We start from the raw sequence: 23373 nt of genomic DNA, 5'->3' as shown, positions 1-23373 counted from the left end.
ACGAGGATCCGGCTTTCGACCACGATCCTCGCGCGCAACCCCTTCGCGGTGCGCGCTGCCCAGGGGCTCCGCCGTCGCGCGGAAATCCGACGTCGCTCAACACGAAGGGCGCGGTGGCGTCACTCGGCTGGCTGCGTGCCATCGCCCAGCTTGGGAGTCACCGGCCCGAGCCGCGGCCCGGACGGTCCGGCGATCCCGATCACCTCGCTGCCGTCGTCGCCAGGGCGATACGTCAGCAGGCTGCGGCCGAGGCGTGGTCCGATATACCGCTCGATCCCGACCGCGAGGCTGAACGCCGCGGGGACGATCAGTAGCGTCAGGATGGTCGACAGGACCAGCCCGCCGATCACGACGATACCCATCGGCGCGCGCCATGATCCGTCGCCGCCGAGCGACAGCGCGGTCGGGATCATGCCCGCGACCATCGCAACCGTGGTCATGACGATCGGCTGCGCGCGCTTGTGTCCCGCATCGACCACCGCGGTCCACACGTCGACGCCCTTGCCCATCTCCTCCAGCGCGAAGTCGATCAGCAGGATCGAGTTCTTGGCGACGATGCCGAGCAGCATGAGAATGCCGATGAACACCGGCATCGACACTGGATTACCCGTCGCCCACAGCGCCAGCAATCCTCCCAGCGGCGCCAGCAGCAGCGAGCCCATGTTGACGAACGGCGGCAGCGCGCGGCGGTACAGCAGCACCAGCACCGCGAAGACCAGGAACGTCCCCGCGATCACCGCGAGGATGAAGTTGTTGATCATCTCCGCCTGGAACTTCGACTGGCCGAGCACGAGCTTGTTCACACCGGTCGGCAGGTTCGCCATCGTCGGGAGCGCATCGATCTGCTTCTGCGCGACGCCCGAGACGATACCGGGCGCGAGATCGGCGCCGATCGTCAGCTGACGCTGCTGGTTGACGCGGTCGATCTTGGTCGGCCCCGAACCCAGCGTGATCTCCGCCACCAGATTGAGCGGCACCGAGCCGCCCGATGCGGTCGACACCGGCAGGTTCTGGATCGTCGACAGCTCGCTGCGCGCGCCCTGATCGAGCGCGACGCGGATCGGAATCTGGCGATCGGACAGCGAGAAGCGTGCCGAATTCTGATCGATATCGCCCAGCGTCGCGATCCGGATCGCGGACGACAGCGCCTGCGTCGTCACGCCGAGATTGGCGGCCAGATCGAAGCGCGGCTTGATGACGATTTCCGGGCGCTGCATGTTGCCGGCGACGCGCGGCGCGACCAGCGTCGGCAGGCGCGACATCTCGGTCACGATCTTCTGCGCGGTCGCATCGAGCAGCTTGGGATCGTCGCCGCCCAATGTCACGCTCATGTCGCGCGTGCTGCCGCCCCAGCCATTCTGCGAGCGGAACGAAACGCGCGCATCGGGGATCGCCGCGAGCTGGGGTGCGAGGCTGCGCTCGAACTCCGTGCTCTTCATCTTGCGATCGTCCTTGAGCGTCGCGGTGACGCGGCCGGCGTTGACCGAGCCGTTGGCGCCGCTGCGCGCGTAGACGGACTGCACGTCGGGCTGCGATCCGATCAGCGCCGCGACCTTGGTCACCACCGCCTCGGTCTGCGCCAGCGTCGTGCCCGGCACCATGTCGATCACTGCCATCGACGTGTCGTTGTCCTGCGCCGGCTGGAAGGTCATCGGCAGGACCGCGAACATCACGATCGTCATCAGGAACGCGAATACGCCGAGCCCGAGCACCCAGAACCGGTGATCGCGGAACCGGCTGGTAACGCGGCGGAAGCCGCCGCGTGCCGCCGAGGCCTTGGCCTTGCCGGTTTCCAGCGTCCATTTCAGCGTCGCCATATAGCCGTCCATCAGGACGCCCTCGCCGTGCACGGCGGGGCCGGCGGACTTGAGGAAATACGCGGCGAGCATCGGCGTGACGAGGCGCGCGACCGCGAGGCTCATCAGCACCGAGGCGACCACCGTCAGGCCGAAATTCTTGAAGAACTGCCCCGAGATGCCCGGCATCAGGCCGACCGGCAGGAACACCGCGACGATCGCCATCGTCGTCGCCAGCACGGCGAGACCGATCTCGTCGGCGGCGTCGATCGAGGCTTGATAGGCGGACTTGCCCATCCGCATGTGGCGGACGATGTTCTCGATCTCGACGATCGCGTCGTCGACGAGCACGCCCGCGACCAGGCTGAGCGCGAGCAGCGTCATCTGGTTCAGGTTGAAGCCGAGCAGGTCCATGAACCAGAAGGCGGGGATCGCCGACAGCGGGATCGCCAGCGACGAGATCACCGTCGCACGCCAGTCGCGCAGGAACAGGAACACCACGATCACCGCGAGCACCGCGCCCTCGATCATCGCGTGGATCGCGCTCTCATACTGCATCTCGGTGTATTTGACGCTGTTCGAACGCAGCACGAAATGCACGTTCGGATTGCGCTTTTCCATCGCCGCGAGCTTCTTCACCGCCTCGTTGAAGACGGTGACGTCGGACGACCCCTTGGAACGCTGGAAATCGAAGCTGATCGTCTGGCGACCGTCGATCGCGGCGCGGCTGCGCTGTTCGGCGTAGAGATCGCGGACCTGCGCGATGTCGGCCAATCGTACCGTACGGCCGTTGCCGACGCTGATCTGCGTCTGCGCGAGCGCCACCGCATCCTTCGCATTGCCGAGCACGCGGACCGACTGTTCGGATCCGGCGATCTCGGCACGACCACCCGCCGCGTTCAGGTTGACCTGCCGCAACTGAGCGTTGACCTGGCTTGCGGTGAGCCCCTGGCTCTGCAGCTTGAGCGGATCGAGGATGATGCGGATTTCGCGACTGACGCCGCCGTTGCGGTTGACCGCGGCCATGCCGGGGACCGACAGCAATTCCTTGGCGACGTTGTTGTCGATGTACCAGCTGAGCTGTTCGACCGTCATGTCCTTGGCGATCACGGAATAGCTGGCGAGATCGTTGTCGGTGGTGTTCGCGCGGAACACCTGCGGCTCGAGGATACCCTCGGGCAGGTCGCTGCGGATCTGCGCGATCGCGTCGCGGACGTCGGTGACGGCGCGGTCGATCGGCGTCCCGATGCTGAGCTGGACGACGGTCTGCGACGTCCCCTCGGTGACGGTCGAGGTGATCTCGTCGATGCCCTGGAGCGAACGCACCGCAGCCTCGACGCGCTGCGTGACCTGCGTCTCGAGTTCGGTCGGCGCAGCACCCGGCTGGTTGATGACGACGATCGCGATCGGGAAATCGATGTCCGGATCGTTGTTCACGTCCATCCGCATGAAGCTGACGATGCCCGCCAGCGTCAACGCGATGAACAGCACGATCGGCGGCACCGGATTGCGGATCGCCCAGGCCGAGATGTTGCGGAAGTTCATGAGCTCAGCTCGCTTTCTTCGTGACCGGCTTCACCTTCTGCCCGGGCGCCAGGAACCCACCCGCAGACAACACTACCCGTTCGGTTCCGTCGAGTCCGCTGAGAATCGTCACGCCCGCATCGGACACCTGGCCGATCTTGATATCACGGCGCACGGCCTTGTCGTCCGCGCCGATGACATAGACGAAGCTGCCCTTCTCATCGCTCTGCAGCGCGGAGTCCGGGAGCAACGGCGCCTGAGTCGCGCCACCGACGATCGTCGCCGCGGCAAACCCGCCCGGCCGCAGCGCGGGGTCGTACTTGACCGCGATCCGCGCAATGCCCTGCCGGCTCTGCGGGTCGATCACGGGCGACACCTGCCACACCTGGCCCGGAAAGCCGTGAGTCGTGCCGACCGGAACGACCGTCGCACGCGCGCCGGCATGGAGCCCGGCGAGATCCGCTTCGCTCAACTGCGCGCGCATTTCCATCTGGCCGTCCGCCGCCATGCGGAACAGCACGCCGGTGCCCGCCCCCACGACCTGACCCGATTCGACGCCGCGCGTCAGCACGAGCCCGGCGGCAGGCGCCCGGATATCGAGCCGACCGTTGCGCGCGCGCGCCTCGCCGAGCGTCGCCTGCGCCACCTTCACGCGCGCGGCGGCGGCGTCGCGCGTCGCGGCCTTGCGCTGCAGATCGGCCTTCGAGATGAAGCCGCGATCGACGAGCTGCTTGGCGCGATCGAGTTCGGCCTGCGCGATCGTCTCGTCGGACCGAGCGACGCTGACCGAAGCGGCAAGCGACGCGGCGGTCTCGGTCTGGACCGAGCGATCGACCGTCGCCAGCACCTGACCCGCCGCGACCCACTGGCCCGGCTCGACCAGGACGCGCGTGATCATCCCGCCCTCGCCAGCGACGCCGACCGGCATTTCGCGACGCGCCGCGATCGTGCCGGTGGCGGAAATCGTGCGATCGACGACCTGGCGCCCCGGCACCACGACCGAAACGGTCGGCACCTGCTCGACCACCGGACCGGCGGCGACGTCCTTCTTGCCGCCCCTGAACGCGAAGACGGCACCGATGATCGCCAGCACCACGACGACCGCGATGATGATGTTGCGACGGCGGTGCGACGGGGCGGTGTAATCGGGGAGCACAAGCTGGTCTTCGCTGTCGCTCGCGCCAATGTGACCGGCCATTTTCGTCTCGTAGTTCATGCGCGTCACAATCCCAATTTCGACCGGTCTTGTCTCGACCCGCTTCGCCATTCGCAAGCTGTATTATCTGAATAGGTCACCGCGCTCAAGCCCTTTGGCTCGTGCGGAGCGCAGACATGCTTCGATTCCGATCTATCCGCAATGCCGTTCAGCTTGCGTTGAACTGTGTGGGACGACAGGCAGGCCGTGACCTACCGGAGAGAAACAATGAAGACAGCATCGTTCCTGAGCGCCCTCGCCACCGTGGCGATCGGCCTGCCCGCCGTCGCTGCCACGGCGCAGGCCGCGCCGACGACCGTCGAACCGATGGTGCCCGCTGCCGGGACCGTTCTGGACGTGACCGCCGAGGGCCGCACGACGCGCGTCCCCGACCTCGCGACGATTCGCGCCGGTGTCGTATCGCAGTCGCCGACGGCCGCGGCCGCACTCGCCGACAATGCGCAGCGGATGGCGAAGGTTCTGGCGTCGCTGAAGCGTGCCGGCGTCGCCCCCCGCGACGTCGCCACCTCGAACGTCCAGCTCGCACCGCAATATCGTTATGCCGACAACCAGCCGCCCGTGATCACCGGCTATCAGGCGACCAACACCGTCTCGATCCGCTTCCGCGACGTCGCGAAGTCGGGGACGATCCTGGATGCGCTGGTGGCGGAAGGCGCGAACCAGATCGACGGACCGAACCTGTCGATCGACAAGCCCGACGCGGCGCTCGACGAGGCACGGACCGATGCGATCGCGCAGGCCAAGCGTCGCGCGGATCTCTACGCCAAGGCGGCGGGGCTGCGCGTATCGCGAATCGTCTCGATCGCCGAATCGGGCCAGGATACGGGCGGTTCGCCACAGCCGATGTTCATGGCGCGCGCTTCGCTGGCCAAGGACAGCACGCAGATCGCACCGGGCGAGAAGGACGTGACGGTCACGCTGTCGGTACGCTTCCTGCTGAACTGACCCGCGCTGGACCCTCCCCGTCAGGGGAGGTGTCTGGCACTTGATCCTCCCCCGCTAGGGGGAGGTGGCTGGCATTTGCCAGACGGAGGGGGAGGACAGGGCAACCTCTGCTCCGTGTCCTCCCCCTCCGTCACCTACAGCGACACCTCCCCCTTGCGGGGGAGGATTTCTAGATGCCCGAACAAAAAAAGGGCCGCCCGGTCGCCCGGACGGCCCTTCTTCGATTTCGCGTGAAGAAGCGAACTCTTAGCGAACGCTACCGCGACGCACGAGGTTCACGATCGCGAGCAGGATGATCGCACCCAGCAGCGACACGATGAACGACGTGATGTTGAGCGGTGCATTGTTGATCGACCCGCCCGAGATGATCAGGCCGCCAATGAACGCGCCGACGATGCCGACGATGATGTTCAGGAAAATGCCCTGCTGCGCGTCCGTGCGCATGATCATGCTTGCAATCCAGCCAATCACGCCACCGACAATCAGCCAAATGATCAGGTTAATCATAACGTTCCCTCCGTTGAACCCGTATCCGGGCGATGGCGGAAAGACGTGCGAGCGGCGTTTTTTGTTCCGCTCGCGTTTTGAGTTTTGCCGCTCAATACTTTTGTTGGCGCTCGTACAATGACTTATAATGCTGAATCCGCGTCACGCGCAGCCCCGGCATGCCCGACCGATCGATCGCCCGCTGCCAACCGGCGAATTCCTCAACCGTCAGGCCGTAGCGCGCACAGACGTCGTCGACGCTCAGCAACCCACCATTCACCGCAGCGACCACCTCGGCCTTGCGGCGCACGACCCAGCGCGTGGTGCTCGGCGGTGGCAGGCTGTCCAGCGTCAGCTGCTCGCCCAACGGCCCGATAACCTTGCCGGGACGAATTTTCTGGTTCTCGATCATTTGAAACCTCTGATCGGGGCGGGGGGCCCCCTCTCGATATGCGTGTTGGACCAGTAATCGCAGGTCTTGAAGATCGACTGAAACGCCGCGGTAAACAGCATCTTCATTCCTCCTTCCAACGCGTCAGCGCCGCGGCCATCGGCCCATTGAACGCACCGTGGAGCGGCGCGAACAGCTTCGGATCGATCGTGGCGCGAGCAAATCCCGCCTGCACCGCCGCTGTCGGGCTCGCTGCCTGCCGGGCGGCGATACCGACGATCAGGACGGCCAGGTCACCCGGTAACAGGGTGACCTCTGCGTCGCGATCGAAACGGGGAAAACTCAGGTCCAACGGGATACTCGCTTCACTCTCGGAAACCCCGGTCTAGGCCAAGGGGATGAAGACGGCGTAAAACACCGGTCGCCCCGAGCTCGATTTGTCGCATCGCAGTGTTCGTCGGTCGCATTTTTCGCTCGGTTCAGCCTGATCCAGGTTAATCGACGCGTCTTTTTGCAACGCGGTGCCTCCGCGCTTATGTAGCGCCGCATGGATCAGACCGATTTTCAACTCGGGGCCACTGCCGATGCGGGCATGGCCGGAAAGCGCATCGTCGTGGCGATGTCGGGCGGCGTCGACAGCTCGGTCGTCGCCGCGCTCGCGCACGCCACGGGTGCCGAGACGATCGGCGTGACGTTGCAGCTCTACGATCACGGCGAGGCGGTCGGCCGCGCGGGCTCGTGTTGTGCCGGTCGCGATATCCGCGATGCGCGCGCGGTGTGCGACCGGCTTGGCATCGCGCACTATGTGTTCGACCATGAGACCAGCTTCCGCGAGCAGGTGGTCGACAAGTTCGCCGACGAATACCTCGCCGGCCGCACGCCGATCCCCTGCGTCCAGTGCAACATGGGGCCGAAATTCACCGACCTGCTGAAGCTTGCGCGCGATCTCGGCGCGGATTGCCTAGCGACCGGGCATTACGTCCGGCGTGTCGAGGGCATACACGGCGCCGAGCTTCACCGCGGGGCGGATCCGGCGCGCGACCAGAGCTACTTCCTGTTCGCGACGACGCAGAGCCAGCTCGACTATCTGCGCTTTCCGCTTGGTGGTTTGCCCAAGGCACGCGTGCGGGAGATCGCCGCGGAACTGGGCCTCGGCGTCGCGGCCAAGCCCGACAGCCAGGATATCTGCTTCGTACCCGATGGCGATTATGCCGGGCTGGTGAAGAAGCTGCGGCCCGAGGCGGCGGAGACGGCGGGCGATATCGTCGATCTTGGCGGCACTAAGCTTGGCGAGCATCGCGGGCTGATCCACTTCACCGTCGGCCAGCGTCGCGGGCTGGAGATCGGTGGCAGCCCCGAGCCGCTCTATGTCGTGCGGGTCGAGCCCGAGACAAAGCGAGTCGTCGTCGGCCCCCGCCGCGCCCTCGCGGTCGAGGCGGCGCGGATGACCGATATCAACTGGCTCGGCGGCGACTTTTCCGGGCCGCTCACCGCCAAGGTGCGGTCGATGGCCAAGCCCGTCCCCGCGCGTCTGGTCGGCGACCGCGTGGTGTTCGATGCGCCGGAATATGGCGTGGCGCCCGGTCAGGCGGCGGTGCTGTACGCGGGCGAGCGCGTGCTCGGCGGCGGCTGGATCGCGGAGACCGAAGCGGCAATGGTCGCCGCCTGACCTGCGCCCTTTGTGGGTTTGGCGCGTTGAGGCGGCATGGATATCGAAGACCTTCGCCGCCAGATGGAAGCCGCCGCCGCCGCGATGGACTTCGAAACCGCGAGCCGGCTGCGCGATCAGATCAGCGTGTTGCGCGGCGGCGGGAAGGAGGCGGACACGGTCGGGCTGACGCGGCAACAGCCGGGCGCGATGGGGCTTGGCACCAGTCAGCAGCGCATGACGCCACCGCCAGGGTGGGTTAAGCCCAAGAAGCCCGATCCGATGACCAAGGGGCGGAAGCGGTAGGCTTGACCCCGCCCTGTTTTTTCCGTCATCCTGACGAAAGTCAGGATGACGGGGTATTTTGGAGCGAAATCAAGGCAGCAGGAACGTGCCCTCGATCGTCGTCACGCACGATCCACCGAGCACCACCCGGTCGTCCTCGAGCCGGCACGTCAGCTTCCCGCCACGCGCACTCGCCTGATAGGCGGTGAAGCTGTTGCCGAGCGTCGGCGCCCAGTAGGGCACCATTACCGCATGCGCAGAGCCCGTCACCGGATCCTCGTTGATCGCGTAATAGGGTGTGAAGACACGGCTGACGATGTCGGTCGCCTCGCCCCGTGCCGCGACGATCGCGACGATCGGGAATGCCGCCAGCGCGGCGAAGTCCGGCTTCAGGTCGCGCACCAGACCCTCGTTCTCCACGATCACGAGCGCATATCCCTTGTCGTGCCACAAGGTCTCGACCGGCGACTCGATATTCAACGCCGTGACGATCTCCGGGATCGCCTTCGGGCTAGGCCCCCACGCGGGCAGTTCCAGCGTGTAGCCGCTGCCCGCACGCGCAACCTCCAGCATCCCCGCCTGCCGCGTCCGGAACCGGACCCGATCCCGCGCGGTATCCGACGACAGCACGAAATGCCCGCTCGCCAGCGTCGCGTGGCCGCACAGTGCGACTTCCGCCCCCGGCGTGAACCAGCGCAGGTCGAAATCGACGCCCTCGTCGTCCGATGCGACGATGAACGCGGTCTCGCTCAGATTGTTCTCCGCCGCGATGTTCAACAGCACTGCGTCGTCGAGCCACGTCGACAGCGGCATCACCGCGGCCTGGTTGCCGCCGAACGGGGTGTCGGAAAACGCATCGATCTGCGCGAACGGTATTCTCATGGCTTGACCCTCTTAAACGCGCTTGCCGAACCAGTGCGGCGTCACGTCCGCCTCGACCAGCGGATTGTCGGTGTCGACATGGCCCTCGGGATCGAGGTGGATCAACACTTCGACCTTGGGGAAGGCGGTGCGCAGGTTGCGCTCCACGGCTTCGACGATGTCATGCGCGTTCGCCACGGTCAGGTCGCGTGCGACCTCCATGTGGAACTGCGCGAAATCATGGCTCCCTGAGCGCCGCGTGCGGAAATCGTGGATACCACGGATGCCGGGCTGACGCGCGGCGACGTCGAGGAACTGCGCGCGCAGATCCTCGGGCCATTCCTTGTCCATGAGCTGGTCGATCGCGTTGGACGAAGCCGAGAACGCGCCCCAGGCGAGCCACAGCGCGATGACGATGCCGAAGATCGGATCCGCACCGCTCCACCCGACATATTGATCGAGCACCAGCGCGACGATCACCGAGCCGTTGAGCAGCACGTCGGACTGGTAATGCACGTTGTCGGCAAGGATCGCGACCGAGCCGGTCTGGCGGATGATGCGCCGCTGATAGGCGAGCAGGAACACGGTCGCGACGATCGCGATGACCGACACGCCGATGCCGAAATCGGCGCCGGTGGTCGGCTGCGGATCGTTGAACGCGAGGATCGCGCGCCACGCTATGCCGACCGCCGAGGCGGTGATCAGCATGACCTGGAACAACGCGGCCAGCGCCTCTGCCTTGCCGTGGCCGAAGCGATGATCGTGATCCGCAGGCGTTGCGGCGAGCCGCACGCCGTACAGCGTGACCAGCGACGCAAGCAGGTCGAGCGCGGTATCGGCAAGCGAGCCGAGCATCGCGACCGAGCCCGTCGACCACGCCGCAAACGCCTTCAGCAGCAGCAGGAAACACGCCATCGCGACGCTGGCGAGCGCCGCGCGGGTTGCGAGGGGAATAACCCTGCGCCGTTCGTCCTGGGTCATGGGAACAACAGTCCTTCGGCCCAAGTGCCGGTTTCGCGGGTAAACAGCCGCCGCTCATGCAGGCGGTGCGCGCGGTCCTGCCAGAATTCGATCCGCGTCGGCGTGACACGGTAGCCACCCCAATGCGGCGGCCGCGGCACGTCCTGGCCCTCGAACTTCGCGGTCATCTCGGCGACGCGCTGCTCGAATGTCTCGCGGGTGTCGAGCGGCCGCGACTGCTCCGAGGCCCAGGCGCCAATCCGCGAGTCGCGACCGCGCGAGGCGAAATAGGCGTCCGATTCGGCGTCGGTCGCGTGCGTCACCGGACCTTCGATCCGGATCTGCCGGCGCAGCGACTTCCAGTGGAACAGCAATGCACCCTGCGGATTGGCGGCCAGCTCGTCCGCCTTGCGGCTTTCGCGGTTGGTGTAGATCACGAAGCCGTCGGGACCATGGCCTTTCAACAGCACCATGCGCACCGAAGGCCGCCCCTCGGCATCGGCCGTCGCGAGCGCGACCGCGTTCGGGTCGTTCGGCTCGGACTCCTTGGCGTCGGCGTACCAGCTATCGAACAGCGTGAAGGGATTGTCTGACATGCGCGCGCCATAGCGGGATTTGGGACGGAGCGAAACTTTGGAACGACTCTACCGTGCCGATGATTGACCCAGGTAATCGAATCGTTTCCGCAACGAAGGAACACGCAAGGTGGCAGCGCGCGCGTATTGGCAGGGACAGATCCGGCTGGCCCTCGTCTCGATCCCGGTCGAGATCTATTCCGCGACCAAGTCCGGCGCGGCGGTGTCGTTCAAGCAGATCCACGAGCCGTCGGGCCAGCCGATCCATTACGACAAGGTCGTCACCGGCGTCGGCCCGGTCGACGCGGACGAGATCATGAAGGGCTATGAGGTCTCGAAGGGCGAATATGTCCTGCTCGAGCAGGACGAGATCGACGCGGTGAAGCTCGAATCGAAGAAGACGCTCGAGCTGACGCAGTTCGTCGATGCGAGCGAGATCGACGTGCTCTATTACGAGAAGCCCTATTTCGTGGTGCCGGCCGACGATCTCGCGGAGGAGGCGTTCATCGTGCTGCGCGAGGCGTTGCGGCGGACGAAGAAGGTCGGGCTCGGCCAGCTCGCCATGCGTGGGCGCGAATATGTCGTGAGCCTTAAGCCATGCGGGCGCGGGATGGTGCTGGAGACGCTGCGCTACGCCGACGAGGTGCACAAGGCGCAAGGGTATTTCCGCGACATTCCCGATGACAAGCCGTCCGAGGAGCTGCTGGAACTGGCCGAGGCACTGATCGGGAAGCGCAGCGGCGACTTCCACCCGCAGGAGTTCCACGATCGCTATGTCGATGCGCTGAAGGACCTGATCGAACGCAAGCGCAAGGCGAACGGGAAGAAGATCATCGAGGACAAGGACACCGGGGGGAAGACGGGCTCGAACGTGGTCGACCTGATGGCGGCGTTGAAGAAGTCGATGGAGAAGAGTGGGGGGACGGCGGCGCCTGAGAAGAAAGCGCCCGCGAAGAAAGCCCCCGCCAAACGTGCGCCGGCTAAAAAGCGTGCGTAGCGTGCAGCGTTGTTTCCCCGCGAAGGCAGGGACCCAGACGGGGCTCCCGCCTTCGGAGGAGAACAACGGTGGCTGAAGTGCCGGATCCCCTCGCGCTGTACAATGCCAAGCGGGACTTCGCCAAGACCGCCGAGCCCGCGGGTACGCTCGCGCCTGGCAACGGCAACAGCTTCATGGTCCAGAAGCATGACGCCACACGGCTCCACTGGGATTTCCGCCTGGAAATCGACGGCGTGCTCAAGAGCTGGGCGGTCACGCGCGGCCCCAGCCTCGACCCGAACGAAAAACGCCTTGCGGTCCGCACCGAGGACCATCCGCTCGGCTATGCGACGTTCGAAGGCACGATCCCCGCCGGCGAATATGGCGGCGGCACGGTCATGCTGTGGGACCGCGGCACTTGGTCGCCGATCAAGGGCAAGTCGGCGAAGGATATCGACAAGGGCCATCTCCACTTCCTGCTCGAGGGCGAGCGGATGAAGGGCGAGTGGCTGCTGATCCGGCTGAAACCACGTGCCAAGGAGAAGCGCGAGAACTGGCTGCTGCGCAAGATCGACGATGCGGCAGCCGGCGGGACGGATGTGCTCGTCGAGGAGGCGCTGACCAGCGTTTCGACCGGGCGGACGATGGTCGAGATCGCGGAGGGGAAGGACGCGCCGGCAATCGAGAAAGCCGTTCCCCCGCGCAGGCGGGGGTCCAGGGCTCCAAGCGCAACGCCCGTTACCCTAGACTCCCGCGTTCGCGGGAGAACACGCCAATCAGCCCCCGCCTTCGTCGAACCGCAACTCTGTACACTGGTGGATGCCGTTCCGACCGGTTCCGCGTGGCTGCACGAGGTCAAGTACGACGGGTACCGCGCGCTTGTCTCCGTCGCGAACGGCAAGGCGAAGGTGTTCACGCGCACCGGCCTAGACTGGACCGACAAGTTCTCGGCCATCGCCGCAGCAGCCGCCAAGCTCCCCGTCAAATCCGCACTGATCGACGGCGAGATCGTCGCGTTCAAGGATGGCCATCCCGATTTCTCGACGTTGAAGGACGCCATCTCCGCCGGCGGCGACATAACGTTGTTCGCGTTCGATCTGCTCGCGCTCGACGACGAAGACCTGACCGGGCTCTCCAACCTCGATCGCAAGGCGCGGCTGCAGCCGATTATCCCGGAGGACGAGGATCGCCTGCGCTATTCCGACCACGTCATTGGTGCGGGCGAGCAATTGTTCGAGACGATGTGCCGCGAAGGCCTTGAAGGCATCGTCTCGAAACGCGCCGACGCGCCGTATCTCGGCAAGCGGACCAAGGCATGGCTCAAGGTCAAATGCACGCACCGGCAGGAGTTCGTGATCGTCGGCTGGCTCCCATCCGACAAGAAGCGCGGGTTCAAGTCGCTGTTGCTCGGCGTCCGCGAAGGCAAGGGGTATCGGTACGCGGGCAAGGTCGGCACCGGGTTCGATCAGGCGCTGATGGACGACCTGCGCGACAAACTCGACGCGCTCGACCGCAAGACACCGACGGTCGATGCGCCCAAGGCCGCCGTGCGCGGCGCGAAATGGGTGACGCCGAAGCTGGTCGCCGAAATCGCGTTTGCCGAGGTCACGCCCGATGGCGTGCTGCGCCATTCGAGCTTCATCGGCCTGCGCGGGGACAAGGCGGCGAAGGACGTCGTTGCCGAGACGCCTGCCTCGCTGCCGGAGGTGGCTGAAAGCGCCGCACCGGAAACGACTATAAAGGTCAGCAGCCGCGACCGCGTCCTCTTCGACAAATCGGACGTTACCAAGGGCGATCTCGCGGATTATTACGTCGCGGTCTCCGGCATCATGCTGCCGGTCGCGGGCAACCGACCGATCAGCCTCGTCCGCTGTCCGCAGGGCCGGTCGCGCGCTTGCTTCTTCCAGAAACACGATGCGGGCAGCTTTGGCGACGCGGTCCACAAGGTGGCGATCCGCGAGAAGGACGGATCGACCGAAGATTATCTGTATGTCGACGATGCCGACGGGCTGGTCGCGTGCGTGCAGATGGGGACGATCGAGTTCCACGGCTGGGGCTCGTCGAACGCGACCTTGGAGAAACCCGATCGGCTTGTGTTCGATCTTGATCCCGACGAGGGGCTCGACTTTGGCGATACGAAGACGGCGGCCGAGCATCTGAAGAACCAGCTGGCGGAACTGGGGCTAATCAGCTTTCCGATGCTGTCGGGGGGCAAGGGCGTGCATGTCGTCGTGCCGCTGACCCCGGAGGCGGAATGGCCGGCGGTGAAGGACTTTGCGGATCGGTTCGCGCGCGCGCTGGCGAGCGCCGAGCCGGAACGCTTCGTCGCGACGATGGCGAAGGCGAAACGGAAGGGGCGGATCTTCATCGACTGGCTGCGCAACCAGCGCGGCGCGACGGCGGTGATGCCGTATTCGGCACGGGCCAGGGCGGGGGCGCCGGTGGCGGCGCCGGTATCGTGGAGCGAGTTGCGCGATATCGACACGGCGGCGCGATGGGGTGTTCGGGATGGGGCAGAGTTGATCGAGCGGGCCGGGTCGCGGGGTTTGGAAGGTTGGGGCGTGGCCGATCAGGTGCTGCCGGATTTGTGACCCCTACCCCGCCCCCTCCCCATCCCCATCCCCATTCCCACCCCGGCGGAGGCCGGGGTCCAATTGGAAAGGTGGTCGTAACGGAGCGCCATCCTTCATTAGCATCGTTGCCCAATTGGGCCCCGGCCTTCGCCGGGGTGGTGGCCTGTTTCGGAGCGGTGTTTCGCCATTCTCCACTGCTGCGAGGGGACAAGGCGGCGGCGCCCACATGACAATTTATGTTGCACCGCCGTGTCGAAAGGTGAAACACCGCCGGCTGTATTCAGGGGCTTGAGGCATTGGACATGGCGACGCAATCCGCGCCCCCGCTGGCTACGGCGCCCGACACGGCATTCGACACGGCGCCCGACCCGACATTCGACGCGACGGTCCACGCCGGCCGTTGGATCGCCGACTATTGCGCGCGCAGCACCAGCGCCGACGTGCTGTGCCCGGCTGCCGATGGCAGCGTCGATCCGGCGTGGCCGGCGATGTTCGCCGAGCTGGCGATGGTCGCCTCGGACGATCTCGGCCATATCCGCGAACGCGTCCAGCGGCATGCGGTCGACATCGGCACGGGCTTTCGCATCGCCGACGAACCCGATGAGCGCCCCTGGCCCGTCTCGCCCGTCCCGCTGCTGATCGAGGCCAGCGAATGGGCGGGCATCGCGCGCGGCGTGATCCAGCGCGCGACGGTGATGGAGACGGTGATCGCCGATCTGTACGGCGAGGGAAAGCTGGTCGCGGACGGCCATATCCCCGCCGCGCTCGTCACCGGCAGCCCGTTCTTCCTGCGGCCGATGGTCGGGCTCGCCCCACCGGGCGGCCGCCATCTCGATTTCATCGCGATCGATCTGGGCCGAGGACCGACCGGCGAATGGCGCGTGCTCGCCGATCACCTGCGCGCGCCCGCGGGTGCCGGCTATGCGCTCGAGAACCGCATCGCGGTCGGCCGTACGCTCGGTGGGTTGCAGGATCGGCTCAACGTCCAGCGGCACGCGCCGTTCTTCGCCGCGTTCCGCGCGGGAATCGCGGCGATGTGCAAGCGGACCGACCCGCGGATCGGGCTGCTGACGCCCGGCCGCTTCAACCCGAGCTATCCCGAACAGGCGCATCTCGCGCGGTATCTGGGGCTGCTGCTGGTCGAGGGCGCAGATCTCGCCGCGCTCGAGGACAAGGTCTATGTCCGCACGATCGGCGGGCTCAAGCGGATCGATGCGTTGTGGCGGCGGCTCGATCCGCGGCTGCTCGACCCGCTGGCGTTCGATACGCATTCGCAGATCGGCGTGCCCGGCCTGATCGACGCCTATGCCGCGGGCAACGTTGTGCTGTCGAACGCGCCGGGCTCGGCGGTACTGGAGGCGCCCGCCTTCTCGGCATTCCTGCCCAATCTCGCCAAGTCGCTGCTCGGCGAGGATCTGTTGCTGCCCAACATCGCGACCTGGTGGTGCGGGCAGACCGCGGCGAAGGGCAGCGTGGAGGCGAATTTCGACCGCCTGCTGATCGGTCCGGCCTTCCATGCCCGCCCGCTCGGCATGACCGGCGGTCCGACCGTGGGCGCCGATATCACCGGTGACGCGCGCGCGGCGCTCCTGGCCGACATGGCGAACAGGCCACAGGATTATGTCGGGCAGGAACTGGTCCAGCTCTCGACGATGCCGGTCGTCGTCGGCGACGAACTCGTGCCCCGCCCCTTCACGCTGCGCGTGTTTGCGGCACGCGGCGGCGACGGCGAATGGACCGTGTTGCCCGGCGGGTTCGCGCGGATCGGCGAGCACCCGGATGCGCGCGCGGCGGTGATGGGCGAAGGCATCTGGTCCGCCGATGTCTGCGTCTATGGCGCAGAGCCGGTCGCCCCGGTCTCGCTGCTGACCGCTGCGGATTCGCTCCAGGTGCGCCGCAATCCGGGGACGTTGCCGAGCCGGGTGGCGGACAATTTCTACTGGCTGGGCCGCTATCTGGAACGCGGCGAGGCGCTGCTCGGCGCGATTCGGGTCATGCTGGGCAATTCGATCGACGCGGATGGCGGCGCGGGGTTGTCCCAGACGACGGTCGGCAAGCTGGTCGGGCTGATCGTCGGCGCCGGCAGCGCGCCGCATCCGCCGAGCTTGCGCCGCGCCGACCTGACCGCACTCGCCCGCACCGCGATGGAGGACGAGGCGTGGCAGTCGATCCTGACGCTCAACCGGCACGCGCGCGAGATCGGCGAAGGCTCGCGCGATCGGTTGTCGGCGGACATGGTGCGGCTGCTCGAAGCGCCCTTCCCTACGCATCGCGGGATGCTCGAGCGCGCGGGGTCGCTGCAACGGCGCTATGCGGCGATCGCGGGGCTATCGGCGGAGCATATGGGGCGGACCGCGGCGTGGCGGTTCCACGATCTCGGGCGGCGGGTCGAGCGCGCGATGGCGATGGCGCGCGCGATCCGGTTGTTCGGGATGCCGGGGGCCTCGCCCGACGACCTGTCGGTGCTGCTCGACCTCGCCGACAGCCAGATCAGCTATCGCCAGCGTTATCCGACCGGGATCGCGCGCGTGCCGGTGATCGATCTGGTCGCGCTCGATCCGGGCAATCCGCGATCGCTGGCGTTCTCGGCGGAGCGGATCGCCGCGCGGCTGGCGGAACTGCCGGTGCTGAGCGACGACGAGATGGCGGAACCGCAACAGGCGCAGGCGACCGGGCTGCAGGCGATCGTGGCGACCGCGACGGCGGCGGCGCTGGATGCCGAGACGCTGGGCGATATCGAGCGCCGGCTGGGCGCGGTGTCGGACGCGCTGGCGCGGCGCTATTTCCTGCAGGGTGCCGAGCCGTTGCGGACCAGTGGGCTGACCTTGGCATGACGGGCGGCGTGAGCTGCGGTGTACTGCTCCCTCTCCCCTCCGGGGAGAGGGTCGGGGTGAGGGGCAGCCAAGCCATGCTCCGCCCGGAACAGCCCCTCACCCCAGCCCTCTCCCCGCAGGGGAGAGGGAGCAAGAAGGAGGCAGCCCTATCACCGATGGGCAGCGGGTTACGGTCATGATCTACGATATTCGCCACGTCACGACGTTCGATTACGGCGCGAGCGTCAAGTTCGCGCGGTGCAATCTTCGGTTGAAGCCGATCGACTGGCCGGGGCAGCACCTCGATACCTATGCGCTTTCGGTCCACCCGGCGGGGCGGACCAGCGCCGCGCGCGCGGAGGCGGGGCTCGCCAATGTCACGCGGCTGGTGGTCGACAGCCCGGTCCGGCATCTGACGATCGAGAGCCGGTCGCGGATGACGGTCGACCGGCTCGTACCCATCCCCGACGCGAGCGACCCGACATTGGGCGAGATCGCGGCGATGGCGCGGGCGAGCACCGATCTGTCCGCGGCGAGTCCCGCGAATTATATCTACCCGTCGCCGCTGATCCCGCTCGACCAGGCGATCGCGGACTATTGCGCGATCGATCTCGATCCGTCGCGCGGCGCGCTGGAGGCGGGGATCGCGCTCGCGCGGCGCATCCAGCAGGAATTCGAGTTCGATGCGGACGCGACGCTCGTCGACACCCCGCCGCACGAGGCGTTCCTGCAACGCAAAGGCGTGTGCCAGGATTTCGCGCAGATCATGATCACCGGCCTGCGCGCGGCAGGGCTGCCTGCGGCCTATGCGTCGGGCTATATCCGGACGATCCCGCCCGAGGGTCAGCCGCGCCTCGTCGGGGCGGATGCGACGCATGCGTGGGTGTTGCTGTGGTGCGGGCCGGTGCGCGGCTGGGTCGGCGTCGATCCGACCAACGGGATCTGGATGGCGAGCGACCATATCGTTATGGCGATCGGGCGCGACTATGCGGAGATCGCACCGGTCGACGGGGTCGTGCTCGGATCGGGGGCGCAGAACATGGACGTCAGCGTCGATGTCGCGCCGTTGGACGAGGCGGCGCTCGCCTGACATTTTAGCTTCCCTGTTCTCCCGCGAAGGCGGGAGCCCAGGAGTCACGATCGTCGCCCCTCATTACCCTGGCCTCCCGCCTTCGCGGGAGAACGAGGTATTAAGGCCGGGTCCTAAAAGGACGTTACTTCTTGTCTTCGTGCGGGTTCGGATACGCGCCGCCGCCGCTCTCGCCCCCCTGCTCCTTGGCCGGCGCGTCGTTGACGCCGTCCTTCTCCTTGGCGCCGTCGTCCCTCCTCGGCACGCCCTGCATCGGTTGCTTGGTCATCGTCGCTCCTCTCGACGCATCAAACACCCCGCGCGCAATTGCGTTGCGGACGCCATCGCCCCACATAGATGCGCAAGTTAGAATGGGGACGTAAGTGGCCGATCCGTACAAGACTCTGGGTGTAGCGCGCGACGCGACCGAAGCCGACATCAAGAAGGCGTATCGCAAGCTTGCGAAAGAGCTTCATCCCGATCGCAACAAGGACAATCCGAAGGCGTCGGAAAGGTTCAGCACGGTCACCAACGCGTACGACCTGCTCAACGACAAGGACAAGCGCGCCCGGTTCGACCGCGGCGAGATCGACGGCGACGGCAACCCCGCGTCGCCGTTCGGGTTCGGTGGCGGCGGCGGCGGACGACCCCAGCCCGGCGGCTTCCGCAGCGAAGGCTATGAGACCGGCGCCGGCGGGGCCGACATGAGCGATATCTTCGAAGGGCTGTTCGGCGGCGCGCAGCGGGGCGGTGGCGGCGGCTTCTCCGGCGGCTTTGGCCGGCGGCCGCAGCCCAAGGGCGAGAACGTCGCCTATCGCCTGCAGGTGCCGTTCGTCGAAGCCGCGGCGCTGGAGCCGCAGCGCGTCACGCTGTCGGACGGCAAGACGCTCGATCTGAAGCTTCCCGCTGGTGTCGAGACAGGCACGCAGATGAAGCTTGCCGGCAAGGGCGAGCAAGGCCCCGGCGGCACGGGCGATGCGATCCTGACGATCGAGGTCCAGCCGCACAAATTCTTCACGCGCGATGGCGACGACGTCCGGCTGGAGCTGCCGATCACGCTGGCCGAGGCGGTGCTGGGTGGTTCGATCAAGGCGCCGACGGTCGACAAGCCGGTGATGCTGACGATCCCCAAGGGGACTACCTCGGGCAAGACGCTGCGCCTCAAGGGCAAGGGTTTCCACAAGAAGGGCGGCACGCGGGGCGATCAGTTGGTGACGCTGATGATCGACATTCCGTCGAGCGATGCCGCGCTGACCGCGTTCGTCGAGAGCTGGGATGGGCGCGAGGCGGGGAACCCGCGGGGGGCCATGGGCGTCTGAACGCGTTGTGAACGATAGTCCCCTTACGCCCGAAGCGCGCGCCCACCACCACCATGGTGGCACGCGCACCCGTCTCAACCGCGGCATGGCGAAGGTCAGGCCGGGCAGCCGCGCATTCGAAGTCTTCAAGCGCGCGGCGATCGGCGTGTTCAACGACGGGTTCATCCACGCCGGCAACCTCGCCTATCTCGCGCTGATGACGGTGTTTCCGTTCTTCATCGTCGCAGCGGCCATCCTGTCGATCTTCGGGCAGAGCGTCGAGACGGTGCGCGCGGTCGAATCCTTCCTGAACGTGTTGCCGCCCAATGTCGGGGACCTGTTGCGCAAGCCGATCGCCGACGTGCTTGCCGCGCGGACCGGGTCGCTGCTGTGGCTCGGCGCGCTCGTCGGGTTATGGACGGTCGGCAGCTTCGTCGAGACGATCCGTGACATCTTCCACCGCGCGTACGGGATCAAGGCGACCGCACCGTTCTGGAAATCGCGGCTCGGCTCGTCCGCCGTCATCATCCTGTCGGTGATCATCGCGCTGCTCTCGTTCCTGGTTCAGGGCATCCTGACTGCGGCCGAGCAGTTCATCTACCGCCTCCTCCCCTTCGCGCAGGACGCCGCGGGCTGGGTCGGGCTGTCGCGGCTGATCCCGGGCCTGCTGATGTTCGGCGCTCTGTACCTCCTGTTCTATTCGGTGACGCCGTCGCGCTATCGTTATTCGAAGTGCCGGAAATGGCCGGGCGCGATGTTCACCACCGCCTGGTGGGTCAGCGCGACCGCATTGCTGCCGGTGATCCTGTCGCGGCTCGGCGGGTATGACTTGACCTATGGCAGTCTCGCCGGCGTCGTCATCATGCTGTTATTTTTCTATGTCATTGGGCTCGGCCTGGTATTCGGCGCGCATCTGAACGCGGCACTGGCGGAACCACCCGAAACAACGCTAGAGCATCCTGCTACAGATATGCAGGCAGAGGCGGAGACGGCGTGAACGGTTTGATGGCGGGCAAGCGTGGGTTGATCATGGGTCTGGCGAACGACAAGTCGCTGGCCTGGGGGATCGCCAAGAAGCTGTCCGAAGCGGGCGCGGAGCTCGCGTTCAGCTATCAGGGCGAGACGATGGAGAAGCGCGTTCGCCCGCTTGCGGAGCAGTTGGGCGTGGCGCGGCTGTTCGATTGCGACGTGTCGGACATGGGCGCGCTCGATGCGACTTTCGACAAGCTGGCGGAGGAATGGCCGACGATCGACTTCGTCGTCCACGCGATCGGCTTTTCGGACAAGAACGAGTTGCGCGGGCGGTTCGTCGATACCAGCCTCGACAATTTCCTGATGACGATGAACATCAGCGTCTATTCGTTCGTCGCGGTGGCGCAGCGCGCGGCCAAGATGATGACCGAGGGCGGCGCGATGCTGACGCTCAGCTATTACGGCGCCGAGAAGGTGATCCCGCATTACAACGTGATGGGGGTGGCGAAGGCCGCGCTCGAGACGAGCGTGCAGTATCTCGCGGTCGATCTGGGTCGCGACAACATCCGCGTCAACGCGATCTCGGCCGGCCCGATCAAGACGCTGGCTGCCAGCGGCATCGGCGATTTCCGCCTCATCCTGAAGTGGAACGAGCTGAACTCGCCGCTCAAGCGCAACGTGACGATCGACGATGTCGGCGGTGCCGGGCTGTACCTGCTGAGCGATCTCGCGAGCGGCGTGACGGGCGAGACGCATCATGTCGACGCCGGCTACAACGTGATCGGTATGAAGGCCGAAGACGCCCCCGACATCGCGTTGGCATAAGCAAAAGCCGCATCGACCTTCCCCTCTCCCTTCAGGGGAGAGGGAGGGGCCCATGCAAAGCATGGGAGGGTGAGGGGATGAAACGGCCACCCGGCATCGCGGCGCGAGACCGTCTACGCGATGCGCGCAACGCGCCCACCGAGCCCGAACATCGCGTCTGGCAGATCCTCCGGAATCGCCAGTTGGTCGGGCTCAAATTTCGCCGCCAAGTCTGGCTCGGCCCGTATATCGTCGATTTCCTCTGCGCTGAGATCGCCCTCGTCGTCGAAATCGACGGCGATACCCACGCGACACATGACGCGCAGGCCTATGACAAACGCCGAACCGCGGTATTAGAGGCCGAAGGTTATCGGGTATGCCGGTTTGGGAATGATGACGTGATGACGAATATCGATGGTGTTGCTGCGGCGATCGTCGCCTGCGCCAACGCCCCCTCACCCTCCCACCGCGTTGCGGCGGGCCCCTCCCTCTCCCCCAAGGGGAGAGGGTTTTGAGCGTCAACACGTTTGGGCGGATGTTCCGGTTTACCACTTGGGGCGAGTCGCATGGGCCGGCGCTGGGCGCAGTGGTCGACGGGTGCCCGCCGGGGATCGCGCTGACCGAGGCCGATATCCAGCCGTGGCTCGACAAGCGCCGCCCCGGCACATCGCGGTTCACCACGCAGCGGCGCGAGCCAGATACCGTCCGCATTCTCTCCGGCGTGTTCGACGGGCGTACCACCGGCACCCCGATCAGCCTGATGATCGAGAATGTCGACCAGCGCTCAAAGGATTATTCCGACGTCGCCAAGGCCTATCGCCCCGGTCACGCCGACTATGCCTATGACGCCAAATACGGGTTTCGGGATTATCGCGGCGGCGGCCGGTCGTCGGCGCGCGAGACCGCGGCGCGCGTTGCCGCCGGCGCGGTCGCGCGGCTCGTCGTGCCGCAGGTCCGCGTGCGCGCCTGGGTCGAGGCGATCGGCGGCGATGCGATCGATCCGGCGAACTTCGACGACGCGCAGATCGACCAGAACCCGTTCTTCTGCCCCGATGCCGCGGCGGCGTTGCGCTGGGAAACGCTGGTCGACGCCGCGAGGAAGTCGGGGTCGTCGCTCGGCGCAGTGATCGCGTGCGAGGCGACGGGCGTGCCGGCAGGCTGGGGCGCGCCGCTCTATGCCAAGCTCGATTCCGAACTCGCGTCGGCGTGCATGAGCATCAACGCGGTCAAGGGGATCGAGATCGGCGACGGGTTCGCCGCCGCCGCGCTGTCGGGTGAGGCCAATGCCGATCCGATGCGTCCGGGCGAGAATGGCCCCGAATTCCTTGCCAATCATGCCGGCGGAATCGCGGGCGGGATCGCCACCGGCCAGCCGATCCGTCTGCGGGTCGCGTTCAAGCCTACCAGCTCGATCCTCACCCCGGTCGAGACGATCAGCCCGACCGGCGAAGCGGCGACGATCGCCACCAAGGGGCGTCACGATCCCTGCGTCGGCATCCGCGGAGTCCCCGTGGTCGAGGCGATGGTGGCACTCGTGCTGGCCGACCAGGCGTTGCTGCATCGGGGCCAGTGCGGCTGACAGCGGAACCTTAGAAGAACTGAAGCGCTTGCTCTTCAATAACATAGGAGAGCGAAATGCGTATTCTGACTTCAATCGCAGCAGCAGCCCTGATCATTCCGGGCGTGGCAATGGCACAGACGACCGGCGGTACCGGTGGCACGATGGGCGGCGGCACGACGAGTGGCGGCACCATGGGCGGTTCGACCGCAGGCAGCACGACCGGTGGTATGTCGACAGGCACGATGGATCAGGCCAAGCCCTCGACCAGCACGCGTTCGACCACGACGACTCGCACGCAGCGCGGCACCAAGGCCCGTAGCCGTACGAAGGGTACGACGTCGGGTAGCATGAGCGGCACGACGGGCGACACCGGCACGACGGGCAGCACGATGTCCGGCACGACCGGCAGCACGATGGGCGCCGACACGATGGGCGGTACGACCGGCAGCACGGGCACGATGGGCGGTACTGGCACCATGGGCGGTACTGGCACCATGGGTGGCACGGGCACTATGGGCGGAACGGGCACCATGGGCGGAACGACGACCGGTGGCACGATGGGTTCGACCACGGGTGGCACGACGGGCACGACGCCGCCGCGCTGATCCTGCTGCAAGCGG

The 23373-nt window shown here is 66.6% G+C and carries 22 protein-coding genes; 13 read left to right on the top strand and 9 right to left on the bottom strand.

The annotated features are described in order from the left end of the window. Positions 1 to 119 precede the first annotated feature (119 nt). Together HMP09_RS15565 and HMP09_RS15560 are read right to left on the bottom strand one after the other, a co-directional pair. Positions 120 to 3341, bottom strand: a complete 3222-nt coding sequence (locus tag HMP09_RS15565; RefSeq protein ID WP_176501113.1) for an efflux RND transporter permease subunit — start codon at positions 3339 to 3341, stop codon at positions 120 to 122. Between the two features lie 4 nt (positions 3342 to 3345). Beyond that, a complete protein-coding gene (locus HMP09_RS15560) occupies positions 3346 to 4536 on the bottom strand; it encodes an efflux RND transporter periplasmic adaptor subunit (protein WP_176501818.1) in 1191 nt (396 codons plus the stop codon). 207 nt (positions 4537 to 4743) lie between these two features. On the opposite strand from HMP09_RS15560, the gene HMP09_RS15555 reads away from it, so the two are divergent. Further along, positions 4744 to 5481 (top strand): SIMPL domain-containing protein, encoded by a 738-nt coding sequence (locus HMP09_RS15555; protein ID WP_176501112.1) that lies wholly within the window; start codon positions 4744 to 4746, stop codon positions 5479 to 5481. 246 nt (positions 5482 to 5727) lie between these two features. On the opposite strand, the gene HMP09_RS15550 is transcribed toward HMP09_RS15555, so the two are convergent. From HMP09_RS15550 to HMP09_RS15540, 3 genes are all read right to left on the bottom strand, one after another. Further along, entirely contained in the window at positions 5728 to 5985 is a 258-nt protein-coding gene (locus tag HMP09_RS15550) for a GlsB/YeaQ/YmgE family stress response membrane protein (protein ID WP_176501817.1), read from the bottom strand. Between the two features lie 94 nt (positions 5986 to 6079). Next, complete coding sequence (sciP, locus tag HMP09_RS15545; RefSeq protein WP_056061087.1) at positions 6080 to 6379, bottom strand: CtrA inhibitor SciP; 300 nt, start codon at positions 6377 to 6379, stop codon at positions 6080 to 6082. A gap of 103 nt (positions 6380 to 6482) precedes the next feature. Then, positions 6483 to 6710 (bottom strand): hypothetical protein, encoded by a 228-nt coding sequence (locus HMP09_RS15540; protein WP_176501111.1) that lies wholly within the window; start codon positions 6708 to 6710, stop codon positions 6483 to 6485. A gap of 195 nt (positions 6711 to 6905) precedes the next feature. Between HMP09_RS15540 and mnmA the strand changes: the two genes are divergently transcribed. Further along, positions 6906 to 8027 (top strand): tRNA 2-thiouridine(34) synthase MnmA, encoded by a 1122-nt coding sequence (mnmA, locus tag HMP09_RS15535; RefSeq protein WP_176501110.1) that lies wholly within the window; start codon positions 6906 to 6908, stop codon positions 8025 to 8027. A gap of 36 nt (positions 8028 to 8063) precedes the next feature. Then, complete coding sequence (locus HMP09_RS15530; protein WP_176501109.1) at positions 8064 to 8312, top strand: UvrB/UvrC motif-containing protein; 249 nt, start codon at positions 8064 to 8066, stop codon at positions 8310 to 8312. A 69-nt stretch (positions 8313 to 8381) separates the two neighbouring features. On the opposite strand, the gene HMP09_RS15525 is transcribed toward HMP09_RS15530, so the two are convergent. The 3 genes from HMP09_RS15525 to pdxH are packed head-to-tail and all read right to left on the bottom strand — an operon-like array spanning position 8382 to position 10708. After that, on the bottom strand, positions 8382 to 9173 hold the full coding sequence (locus HMP09_RS15525) for a PhzF family phenazine biosynthesis protein (RefSeq protein WP_176501108.1): 792 nt from the start codon (positions 9171 to 9173) through the stop codon (positions 8382 to 8384). Positions 9174 to 9185: 12 nt separating this feature from the next. Beyond that, a complete protein-coding gene (locus tag HMP09_RS15520; RefSeq protein WP_176501107.1) occupies positions 9186 to 10133 on the bottom strand; it encodes a cation diffusion facilitator family transporter in 948 nt (315 codons plus the stop codon). Beyond that, positions 10130 to 10708 carry a pyridoxamine 5'-phosphate oxidase gene (gene pdxH, locus HMP09_RS15515; protein WP_176501106.1) on the bottom strand — a complete coding sequence of 193 codons (579 nt, stop codon included), beginning with the start codon at positions 10706 to 10708 and terminating at the stop codon, positions 10130 to 10132. The genes HMP09_RS15520 and pdxH overlap by 4 nt, the downstream gene beginning before the upstream one ends. Positions 10709 to 10817: 109 nt before the next feature. On the opposite strand from pdxH, the gene ku reads away from it, so the two are divergent. The 4 genes from ku (at position 10818) to HMP09_RS15495 (ending at position 18139) form a co-directional block, all read left to right on the top strand. Next, positions 10818 to 11684 (top strand): non-homologous end joining protein Ku, encoded by an 867-nt coding sequence (ku, locus tag HMP09_RS15510; RefSeq protein ID WP_176501105.1) that lies wholly within the window; start codon positions 10818 to 10820, stop codon positions 11682 to 11684. Positions 11685 to 11761: 77 nt separating this feature from the next. Beyond that, complete coding sequence (gene ligD / locus HMP09_RS15505) at positions 11762 to 14254, top strand: DNA ligase D (protein WP_176501816.1); 2493 nt, start codon at positions 11762 to 11764, stop codon at positions 14252 to 14254. 284 nt (positions 14255 to 14538) lie between these two features. Further along, complete coding sequence (locus tag HMP09_RS15500) at positions 14539 to 17070, top strand: circularly permuted type 2 ATP-grasp protein (RefSeq protein ID WP_176501104.1); 2532 nt, start codon at positions 14539 to 14541, stop codon at positions 17068 to 17070. Positions 17071 to 17245: 175 nt separating this feature from the next. Further along, on the top strand, positions 17246 to 18139 hold the full coding sequence (locus tag HMP09_RS15495; protein ID WP_176501103.1) for a transglutaminase family protein: 894 nt from the start codon (positions 17246 to 17248) through the stop codon (positions 18137 to 18139). A gap of 124 nt (positions 18140 to 18263) precedes the next feature. Here HMP09_RS15495 and HMP09_RS15490 read toward each other — a convergent pair whose 3' ends face one another. Beyond that, on the bottom strand, positions 18264 to 18407 hold the full coding sequence (locus HMP09_RS15490; RefSeq protein ID WP_176501102.1) for a hypothetical protein: 144 nt from the start codon (positions 18405 to 18407) through the stop codon (positions 18264 to 18266). Positions 18408 to 18501: 94 nt separating this feature from the next. On the opposite strand from HMP09_RS15490, the gene HMP09_RS15485 reads away from it, so the two are divergent. The 6 genes from HMP09_RS15485 (at position 18502) to HMP09_RS15460 (ending at position 23358) form a co-directional block, all read left to right on the top strand. Beyond that, positions 18502 to 19437, top strand: coding sequence for a DnaJ C-terminal domain-containing protein (locus HMP09_RS15485; RefSeq protein WP_176501101.1), 936 nt, complete (start codon positions 18502 to 18504; stop codon positions 19435 to 19437). A gap of 7 nt (positions 19438 to 19444) precedes the next feature. Further along, a complete protein-coding gene (locus tag HMP09_RS15480) occupies positions 19445 to 20413 on the top strand; it encodes a YihY/virulence factor BrkB family protein (protein WP_443026423.1) in 969 nt (322 codons plus the stop codon). Next, on the top strand, positions 20410 to 21213 hold the full coding sequence (gene fabI, locus HMP09_RS15475) for an enoyl-ACP reductase FabI (RefSeq protein WP_107964572.1): 804 nt from the start codon (positions 20410 to 20412) through the stop codon (positions 21211 to 21213). Before HMP09_RS15480 ends, fabI begins: the two co-directional genes overlap by 4 nt. Positions 21214 to 21290: 77 nt before the next feature. Further along, complete coding sequence (locus HMP09_RS15470; protein ID WP_176501099.1) at positions 21291 to 21707, top strand: endonuclease domain-containing protein; 417 nt, start codon at positions 21291 to 21293, stop codon at positions 21705 to 21707. Continuing rightward, positions 21704 to 22771: a chorismate synthase gene (aroC, locus tag HMP09_RS15465; protein ID WP_176501098.1), complete on the top strand. Its 1068-nt coding sequence runs from the start codon at positions 21704 to 21706 to the stop codon at positions 22769 to 22771. The genes HMP09_RS15470 and aroC overlap by 4 nt, the downstream gene beginning before the upstream one ends. 56 nt (positions 22772 to 22827) lie before the next feature. Beyond that, positions 22828 to 23358, top strand: a complete 531-nt coding sequence (locus HMP09_RS15460; protein ID WP_176501097.1) for a hypothetical protein — start codon at positions 22828 to 22830, stop codon at positions 23356 to 23358. Positions 23359 to 23373: the final 15 nt, after the last annotated feature.

This window comes from Sphingomonas sp. HMP9 (genome assembly GCF_013374115.1).
Taxonomy (GTDB): Bacteria; Pseudomonadota; Alphaproteobacteria; order Sphingomonadales; family Sphingomonadaceae; genus Sphingomonas.
The sequence above is the reverse complement of the archived record's forward strand: the minus strand, read 5'-3'. Positions and strand labels throughout refer to the sequence as shown.

Bases quoted from the DNA above. Each gene is read 5' to 3' on its own strand.
- HMP09_RS15565 (WP_176501113.1), bottom strand. From the start codon at position 3,341: ATGAACTTCCGCAACATCTCGGCCTGGGCGATCCGCAATCCGGTGCCG.
- HMP09_RS15560 (WP_176501818.1), bottom strand. From the start codon at position 4,536: ATGAACTACGAGACGAAAATGGCCGGTCACATTGGCGCGAGCGACAGC.
- HMP09_RS15555 (WP_176501112.1), top strand. From the start codon at position 4,744: ATGAAGACAGCATCGTTCCTGAGCGCCCTCGCCACCGTGGCGATCGGC.
- sciP (WP_056061087.1), bottom strand. From the start codon at position 6,379: ATGATCGAGAACCAGAAAATTCGTCCCGGCAAGGTTATCGGGCCGTTG.
- mnmA (WP_176501110.1), top strand. From the start codon at position 6,906: ATGGATCAGACCGATTTTCAACTCGGGGCCACTGCCGATGCGGGCATG.
- HMP09_RS15530 (WP_176501109.1), top strand. From the start codon at position 8,064: ATGGATATCGAAGACCTTCGCCGCCAGATGGAAGCCGCCGCCGCCGCG.
- HMP09_RS15525 (WP_176501108.1), bottom strand. From the start codon at position 9,173: ATGAGAATACCGTTCGCGCAGATCGATGCGTTTTCCGACACCCCGTTC.
- HMP09_RS15520 (WP_176501107.1), bottom strand. From the start codon at position 10,133: ATGACCCAGGACGAACGGCGCAGGGTTATTCCCCTCGCAACCCGCGCG.
- pdxH (WP_176501106.1), bottom strand. From the start codon at position 10,708: ATGTCAGACAATCCCTTCACGCTGTTCGATAGCTGGTACGCCGACGCC.
- HMP09_RS15500 (WP_176501104.1), top strand. From the start codon at position 14,539: ATGGCGACGCAATCCGCGCCCCCGCTGGCTACGGCGCCCGACACGGCA.
- HMP09_RS15495 (WP_176501103.1), top strand. From the start codon at position 17,246: ATGATCTACGATATTCGCCACGTCACGACGTTCGATTACGGCGCGAGC.
- HMP09_RS15490 (WP_176501102.1), bottom strand. From the start codon at position 18,407: ATGACCAAGCAACCGATGCAGGGCGTGCCGAGGAGGGACGACGGCGCC.
- HMP09_RS15470 (WP_176501099.1), top strand. From the start codon at position 21,291: ATGAAACGGCCACCCGGCATCGCGGCGCGAGACCGTCTACGCGATGCG.
- HMP09_RS15460 (WP_176501097.1), top strand. From the start codon at position 22,828: ATGCGTATTCTGACTTCAATCGCAGCAGCAGCCCTGATCATTCCGGGC.